Origin of the sequence: Pandoraea morbifera, assembly GCF_902459575.1 — a bacterium.
Lineage (GTDB): Bacteria > Pseudomonadota > Gammaproteobacteria > Burkholderiales > Burkholderiaceae > Pandoraea > Pandoraea morbifera.
Map to the genome: position 1 here is coordinate 463,135 of NZ_CABPSD010000003.1, position 8,303 is coordinate 471,437.

Here is an 8,303-nt window from a genome sequence, read left to right on the forward strand (position 1 = left end):
GGCGCACGTATGTCGGAAAGAACCTAATTCGTAGGGGTAAATGCTGACTTGTGGTGCATCGGGTGCTCCTTTATTCTCTCTCTCAATTCGCGTCACGGCAGGATATAGGGGCGAGGAACGAGGAGACAATAAGCGCGAGAACGCGCACCGCCAAAAAAGAAAGCGCTGTTGGAGAAGACTCCAACAGCGCTTTTTATATTTTGGTTTCGCTTTTGGCGCCGCGGGCGCCTCACGCCCGCCGGCGCGCGTTACGACAGCCATTTCCCGCGCGTGGTGCATAACCTCCCCGATCATTCTGTTCACCCGTCATCGCCTTTTCACCTCGGCGGGCCGTTGTTTTGGCCGCGTCCCCCGGTTTTTCGTCGTCTTTCCATCGGTCTCGCACCATATTGCGAGAATTGCGTCCCCTAACTACGCGCAACGCGGACTAAAGGCGCTATCCTCAGCGTTTTCGTCCGGCCATTGGCCTGTGACGGTCGGGCATGTATGGGGAATGTATGTTAGTCAGTTGGGCGCCGAGCGAATTGCTGATGCTCGCGGGTGGGGCGTTTCTTGCCGGGCTTGTCGACGCCGTGGTTGGGGGCGGGGGACTGATCTCCGTGCCCACGCTCTTTGCCGTCTTTCCGGGCGCCGCGCCGCCCGTGCTGTTCGGCACCAACAAGATGGCGGGCATCTGGGGAACGGCCTCGGCAGCGCTGCGCTACGCCCGGGGCGTGCAACTGCAGTGGGCGATACTGGTGCCCGCCACGCTCGCCGCCTTCGTCTTCTCATTCTGCGGCGCGTATGCCGTTACCCACATGCCTGCCGACGTGCTGCGCAAGCTGCTGCCGTTCGTACTCGTGGGGGTGGCGGTGTACACGCTGCGCAAGAAGGATTTCGGGACGGTTCACGCCCCTGTGAGGGGTGGGGCAGGGGTCACCCTCATGGCGATCGCCGTGGGCGGCGCCATCGGCTTCTACGACGGTTTCTTCGGCCCTGGCACCGGCAGCTTCCTCGTATTCCTGTTCGTACGCCTGTTCGGGCAGGATTTCGTCAATGCATCGGCGTCGTCGAAGATCGTGAACGTGGCGACCAACCTGGCCGCGCTGTGGCTGTTCGGCATGGGTGGGCACGTGTGGTGGCAGGTGGGTGCCGGCATGGCGGTCATGAACGTGCTGGGCAGCCTGGTGGGCAGTCGGCTCGCGCTCAAGCATGGCGTGGGCTTCGTGCGGCGAATGTTCCTGTGCGTGCTCGCCGTGCTGATCGTGAAGACCGGCTACGACGCCTTTTTGCGCGCCTGACGGTGTCCGGCGGATGCCCGGGTGCGGCGCGCGGTGCTGTGCCCGATGCGACATGTGGGGAAACCGCACTTTACGAAACGACGCAGGTGCCCGTAAGATGGGCGACGATTTGCCGACTGCTCGGTCGGTTAATGGCGCGGATGCGGTGATGAAGGCCGACGCGGTGAAGGCGAAAGAGCAGAGAGAAGCGGCAGAATAGCGGCAGAAGAACGAATTCGAAATTTTTGTGAGGAGACCCAAATGAAACTGAAGTTGCTGTGCATGGCATCGGCGATGATGCTGGCTGTGGGCGTTGCGAACGCCCAGGTGAAGATTGGCGTGTCGCTGTCGGCGACCGGTCCGGCGGCTTCGCTGGGCATTCCCGAGAAGAACACCATCTCGCTCATGCCGAAGACGATTGCCGGCCAGTCCGTGCAGTACATCGTGCTCGACGACGCGACCGACACCACGACTGCCGTGAAGAACATGCGCAAGCTGATCAGCGAAGATCACGTCGACGCCGTGCTCGGTTCGACCGTGACGCCGAACTCGCTGGCGATGGTCGACGTGGCGGCCGAGACGCAAACCCCGATGATCTCGATGGCGGCGGGCGCGGCGATCGTCGAGCCGGTCGATGCGAAGCGTGCGTGGGCGTTCAAGACCCCGCAGAACGACATTCTGATGGCCACCGCCATTGCCAAGCACATGGCCGACAACGGAGTGAAGACGGCCGCGTTCATCGGCTTCTCCGATGCCTACGGTGAAGGCTGGTACAAGGAATTCCAGAAGGCCGCGGATCTGAACAAGGTCAAGATCGTGGCCAACGAGCGCTTCAACCGTGCCGATACGTCGGTGACGGGGCAGGTGCTCAAGATCATGAGCGCGAACCCGGACGCCGTGCTCGTGGCCGGTTCGGGCACGCCGTCGGCATTGCCGCAGCGCACGCTCAAGGAGCGCGGCTACAAGGGCAAGATGTACCAGACGCACGGTGTGGCCAACAACGACTTCCTGCGCGTTTGCGGCAAGGACTGCGAAGGTACGTTCCTGCCGGCTGGTCCGTTGCTCGTGGTCGACCAACTGCCCAACGACAATCCGGTGAAGAAGTCGGCTTCCGCGTACAAGGTCGCGTATGAAAAGGCCTATGGCGCCGGTTCGATCTCGACCTTCGGCGGTCACGCCTGGGACGGCGGCCTGTTGCTGCAATCGGCCATCCCGGTTGCGCTGAAGAAGGCCAAGCCGGGCACGCCCGAATTCCGCGCCGCCCTGCGCGAGGCGCTGGAAAACGTGAAGGACATGCCGGGCACCGCCGGTATCTTCAACATGAGCAAGAACGACCACAATGGTCTTGATCAGCGCTCGCGCGTCATGGTGCAAATCGTCAACGGCAAGTGGAAATTGGCGAACTGATGCGCGTCGGGGCTGCCTATAGCACGCAGGCATGCCCCGTTGTCGTATCTGCAGGGCCCGGATTGACCGCCCGGGCCGGAAGAACGGGCGTTCGCGCCCGTTTTTCTTGAGCGTGGTAGTTTCGCGCATCGCAAAGAGACGGCAGGACATGCGAAACGAGCGGCACATGAGAGGCCGCATTGTCCCAACCTGATCGCCGCAGCCGGGGGGCTGACCGGGCGATCCTTTCGAGCGTAAATCCATGACGGGTGAATTCGAACACCGCAACCTATCGCTGGTACTGCTACAGACACGTGAAGCGGTGATGGGGCTGTTCCGGCCTCTGCTCAATTGTTACGACATCACGGAGCAACAGTGGCGTGTCATACGCGCCGTCAACGATAGCGAATCCGGGGAAATGGAAATCGGACAGGTCGCGCGCGAGTGCTGCATTCTCAGTCCCAGCCTGTCGGGCATGCTCGAGCGCATGGAGGCATCGGGCCTCATCATGCGACGGCGCGTTGCCGCGGATCAGCGTCGGGTCATGGTGTCGCTCACGCCGTCGAGCCGCGCGCTGTGCAAGAAACTCGGCCCGCTGGTCGAAGAGCGCTATCGCTATCTGGAAGACAAGGTCGGGCGGGACACGCTTGCCGACATCTACCGGTTGCTCGACGTGGTGCGCGAAGCGCTTCCACCGGAAGTCCTGGCCGAAGCGCCGACGCTGCCGGCCAAGGCGCGCCGACGCAAGAAGCCGGCGGCCTGAGAGGCGTGGGGCATCAAAATGGGAGACTACGTGCGAGGGTGGGACAAACGGCGGCCAGGTGGGTCGCCACGAGACAAATGTCGCCGCCTCAGTAGTCACCCGAGTTTTACCAATGCATAACCGTTTATACAATTCATAATTCGTTGCATTGCCGCACGGGGACGTTGCGCGGGTGACGAAGTGAAGGGGAACGGTGCGGCAGCGCGCCGCGCCGTGCATCACACCGGCTGTCTCGCCGGCCGGTTCAAGAAGTACTCAAACGAAGTGAGAGGAGCATGGATCTTTCGATTGCAGCCATCCTGGCGCAGGACGGCATCACCACGGGTGCGATTTATGCCTTGCTGGCATTGGCGCTCGTGTTGGTGTTCTCCGTCACCCGCGTCATCTTCATTCCGCAGGGCGAGTTCGTGTCGTATGGCGCGCTCACGCTGGCGGCACTGCAAACCCAGAAGTTTCCGCTCACGAGCTGGTTGCTCGTGGCGATGGGCGTATGCACGTTCATCGTGGAGACGGTGAGCGTGTTGCGTCACAGCGAGCGGCGCAAGCTGGCCGGGCGGCTGGTGCCGGTGTTTGCGGGCAAATATCTCCTGTTTCCGATCGCCGTGTTCTTCGTCGTCAAGGCGCTGGCGCCGATGACGCTGCCGATGCTCGTGCAGATTGCGGTCACGCTGCTGCTGGTCGTGCCGATGGGGCCGATGCTCTATCGTCTGGCCTACCAGCCGCTGGCCGAAGCCAGCACGCTGTTGCTGCTCATCGTCTCGGTCGGCGTGCACTTCGCGCTCACGGGTCTGGGCCTGGTGATGTTCGGGGCTGAGGGTTCGCGCACGCAGGCGTTTTCCGACGCGAGCTTCAACATCGGTTCGGTGATGGTGTCGGGGCAGAGCCTGTGGGTGGTGGGCGTGTCGGTCGTGATGATCCTGGCGCTGTACTTCTACTTTGACCGTTCGCTTTCGGGCAAGGCGTTGCGAGCGACGGCGGTCAACCGTCTTGGTGCACGGCTGGTCGGTATCGGTACCGTGCAGGCGGGGCGTCTGGCGTTCACATTGGCTGCGGTGCTCGGCGTGCTGTGCGGCATTCTGATCGCGCCGATCACGACCATCTATTACGAATCGGGCTTCCTGATCGGCCTGAAGGGCTTCGTGGGCGCGATCATCGGCGGTCTGGTGAGTTACCCGGTCGCGGCGCTGGGCGCCATTCTGGTGGGCCTGCTGGAGTCGTACTCGTCGTTCTGGGCGAGTGCGTACAAAGAGGTCATCGTCTTCACGCTGATCCTTCCGGTGCTGCTGTGGCTGTCGCTCACGAGCAAGCACGTGGAAGAAGACGAGGAATAAGCCGGGGCGGACCACAGAATGAAAAACAAATACTTCCTGATTTTCCTGGTGGTGCTGGCCGTGTTGCCGGTACTGCCGGCTCCCGTGCGCTTGCCCGAATACTGGGTGACGCTGCTCAACTACATCGGCCTGTACAGCATCGTGGCCATCGGGCTGGTGCTGCTCACGGGCGTGGCCGGCATGACATCGTTCGGCCAGGCTGCGTTCGTCGGGCTCGGGGCGTATGCCACGGCCTACCTGACGACCGCATATGGGGCGTCCCCGTGGCTTGGGCTGATCGTTGGAATCGTGATCACCGCGGCTGCCGCGCTCGTCATCGGTGCCATCACCATGCGACTGTCCGGGCACTTCCTGCCGCTGGGCACGATCGCGTGGGGCCTGTCGCTGTACTACCTGTTCGGCAACCTCGAGTTCCTGGGCAAATACGACGGCCTGAACGACATTCCGACCATCAACCTTTTCGGTATGGAATTGGCGAGCGGTCGCCAGATGTTCTACCTGATCTGGGTCGTGGTCGTGCTCGCGGTCGTGTCGGTCAAGAATTTGCTCGATTCGCGCTCCGGGCGCGCCATTCGCGCGCTCAAGGGCGGCGGCGTGATGGCCGAGGCCATGGGCGTGAACACCGCGTGGATGAAAGTCGTGGTGTTCGTCTACGCGGCCGTGCTCGCGGCGATCTCCGGCTGGTTGTACGCGCACCTGCAGCGCGCCGTGAACCCGACCCCGTTCAACCTGAACCACGGCATCGAATACCTGTTCATGGCCGTCGTCGGTGGCGTCTCGCACGTGTGGGGTGCGGTGCTGGGTGCGGCGATCCTGACAGTGCTCAAGGACTACCTGCAGAACATCCTGCCGGTGCTGCTGGGGGCGAACGGCAACTTCGAGACCATCGTCTTCGGCATTCTGCTCGTGTTGCTGCTGCAATACGCGCGTGATGGCGTGTGGCCGTTCTTCGGCAAGATCTTCCCGGCGCGACGCGTGGCGAAGGCGCCCGAACAGGCCGAGCCGCTGGGCCACCGCGCCAAGCCGGCGGTGGGCGAAGTGGTGCTCAAGCTCGAGAAGGCACGCAAGGAATTCGGCGGATTGGTTGCCGTGAACGACGTGTCGTTCCAGGTCAAGGCGGGCGAGATCGTGGGCCTGATCGGTCCGAACGGTGCGGGCAAGTCCACGACCTTCAACCTGGTCACTGGCGTGTTGCAAGCCACGCGAGGCGAGATCTCGTTCCTTGGCGAGCGCATCGATCGTCTGCCTTCGCGCGAGATCGTCAAGCGCGGGATCGGCCGAACGTTCCAGCACGTGCGCCTGATGCCGCAGATGAGCGTGCTCGAGAACGTGGCCATCGGCGCGTACCTGCGCGATGGGAACGGACTGCGTCGCCGTCCGCAGGGCGGGGTGTGGTCGAGCGTGCTGCGACTGGATCGCCGTGAAGAGGCCATGCTGCTGCATGAGGCGAAGCAACAGATCGAGCGGGTGGGTCTGGGCGCGCACATGTACGACGAGGCGGGCAGTCTGGCGCTGGGTCAGCAGCGCATTCTGGAAATCGCGCGTGCGCTGGCGTGCGACCCGACGCTGCTGCTGCTCGACGAGCCGGCCGCGGGCTTGCGCTACAAAGAAAAGCAGGCGCTGGGCGACCTGCTCAAGAAGCTCAAGGACGAGGGGATGAGCGTGCTGCTGGTGGAGCACGACATGGACTTCGTGATGAACCTGACCGACCATTTGGTGGTGATGGAATTCGGCACCAAGATCGCCGAGGGTCTGCCGGAAGACGTGCAGAAGAACCCGGCGGTGCTAGAGGCGTACCTTGGAGGAGTGGAGTGATGGCAGACGCGATTCTTGAGGTCAAGGACCTCGCCGTCGCATACGGCAAAGTCGAGGCGGTGCATGGGGCGCATCTGCGCGTGCAGGCGGGGCAAATCGTCACCGTGATCGGGCCGAATGGCGCGGGCAAGTCGTCGATGCTCAACGCCATCATGGGAGCGCTGCCGCACAACGGGTCGAGCAAGGGAAGCGTCATGTATCTCGGCCACGAAATGTCGGCGCTGACCATCGAGGCGCGCGTGTCGCGTGGCATGTGTCTCGTGCCGGAAAAGCGCGAACTGTTTTCCACCATGACCGTCGAGGACAATCTGCTGCTGGGCGCATATCGTCGCAAGCGGGCGGGGGAGAAGAACTTCCTCGACCAGATGGAAGTGGTCTACGAGCTGTTCCCGCGCCTGAAGGAGCGTCGCGTGCAGCAGGCCGGCACGCTGTCCGGGGGCGAGCGCCAGATGCTCGCCGTTGGCCGCGCGCTGATGGCCAAGCCGCAGCTGCTTATGCTCGACGAGCCGAGCCTGGGCCTCGCGCCGCTGATCGTGAAGGAAATCTTCCACATCATCAACGACCTGCGTAAGACCGGCGTGGCAACGCTGCTCATCGAACAGAATGCCCGTGCCGCATTGCAGGTGGCCGACTACGGGTACGTGATCGAAACCGGTGAGCTGGCCCTCGAAGGCCCGGCCCAAGAGCTGGCGAGCAATCCCAAGGTCATCGAAACCTACCTGGGGTTGGCCAAGAAGGCGGCCTGATTCGCGCTCGCGGCCCGAACCCGGTCGCACCATCTTCGAAAGAGCCCGCCGATTGGCGGGCTTTTTCATTTTCGAAATTTGGGATTTTCCTCGTTCCGTCGGATCATCCGTCCCCATTTATTCCCAATGCGCCCAAGCCGTTCTCCCAAGTCGCAGCGATCCTAGTTATTCACAGTTGCTTGTGGATAGTTGTGGCTAACCGAAACCTATGGCGCACTGCCGCAATAAGGGATTGCGCGATTTTTCGAAAAATCCCAGACGGATCATGATTGAGGTTATCCACAGAAAAGCAGATTTTCGAACGTCGAACCATCTACCGACGGCGGCATGTGGATAAGACGTCCGAATCGCTTCCAGATCCGGCGCGCTTTCGGTTTTGTTGCTTGGGTTTCGGTTTGGGGTTTTTCGCGAGCTCCTGCGTTCTATTAAAACCCTATCCTGCGCCAGCGGCGGCATGCTCGCCGTCCTCCGGGCAGTGGGGATTGGCGGTACCCCGACTGCGCTCCACCTCAAAGTCGCTCCGTCGGGGCACCGCCAATCCCCACCCATCCCACGCCCGCAACCCATTCGCTCCGTTCCGGTGCTCTTTGCCTCCAAGGCCTCAGGGCGGGAGCGTGCCCCAACCGTGCTCGCGCATTCTTGAGCTTCAAAAAGAACCTCATACCCGTAGCCCGGTGGGCAACGCCAAGCGTCGGATCCGAGGCGGTGTGCAGCATCTCCGGTGCGGCCGAGGTCCTAAGGCTCGCCCAAACCGCGTTCCACGTGAAACAGTCTCCGGCTTCGCAACGGGTTCTCGGGCATTGGATTGGCGAAGCTTGCCGGTGCCCTGACGGAGCGACTTTAAGGTGGAGCGTAGTCGGGGTGCCGGTGAGCTTCGCGGCCCGGAGGTGGGAGAGGGCGAAGTGGTGGTAGGCGGGATGGGGAGATGTGAACGGCGAGGGATTGAGAGAGATCATCATGAGGACGCCGTTCCACGTGAAACAGTCTCTGGTTTCACGACGGG

6 protein-coding genes are annotated in these 8,303 nt (G+C 62.6%); all 6 read left to right on the forward strand.

The features are described 5' to 3' along the window. Positions 1-497: 497 nt before the first annotated feature. The 6 genes from PMO31116_RS08140 to PMO31116_RS08165 all read left to right on the forward strand — a co-directional run bounded on the left by PMO31116_RS08140 (position 498) and on the right by PMO31116_RS08165 (position 7,300). On the forward strand, positions 498-1,280 hold the full coding sequence (locus tag PMO31116_RS08140; protein WP_150566261.1) for a sulfite exporter TauE/SafE family protein: 783 nt from the start codon (positions 498-500) through the stop codon (positions 1,278-1,280). A gap of 240 nt (positions 1,281-1,520) precedes the next feature. Then, positions 1,521-2,666 (forward strand): ABC transporter substrate-binding protein, encoded by a 1,146-nt coding sequence (locus PMO31116_RS08145; RefSeq protein WP_150566262.1) that lies wholly within the window; start codon positions 1,521-1,523, stop codon positions 2,664-2,666. 241 nt (positions 2,667-2,907) lie between these two features. Then, complete coding sequence (gene hpaR, locus PMO31116_RS08150) at positions 2,908-3,408, forward strand: homoprotocatechuate degradation operon regulator HpaR (RefSeq protein WP_150566263.1); 501 nt, start codon at positions 2,908-2,910, stop codon at positions 3,406-3,408. A 275-nt stretch (positions 3,409-3,683) separates the two neighbouring features. Continuing rightward, the gene (locus PMO31116_RS08155; protein ID WP_150566264.1) at positions 3,684-4,739 is read left to right on the forward strand and encodes a branched-chain amino acid ABC transporter permease; all 1,056 of its coding nucleotides are present in this window, start codon (positions 3,684-3,686) and stop codon (positions 4,737-4,739) included. 18 nt (positions 4,740-4,757) lie between these two features. Further along, a complete protein-coding gene (locus tag PMO31116_RS08160) occupies positions 4,758-6,554 on the forward strand; it encodes a branched-chain amino acid ABC transporter ATP-binding protein/permease (RefSeq protein ID WP_150566265.1) in 1,797 nt (598 codons plus the stop codon). After that, positions 6,554-7,300 (forward strand): ABC transporter ATP-binding protein, encoded by a 747-nt coding sequence (locus PMO31116_RS08165; RefSeq protein ID WP_150566266.1) that lies wholly within the window; start codon positions 6,554-6,556, stop codon positions 7,298-7,300. The genes PMO31116_RS08160 and PMO31116_RS08165 overlap by 1 nt, the downstream gene beginning before the upstream one ends. Positions 7,301-8,303: the final 1,003 nt, after the last annotated feature.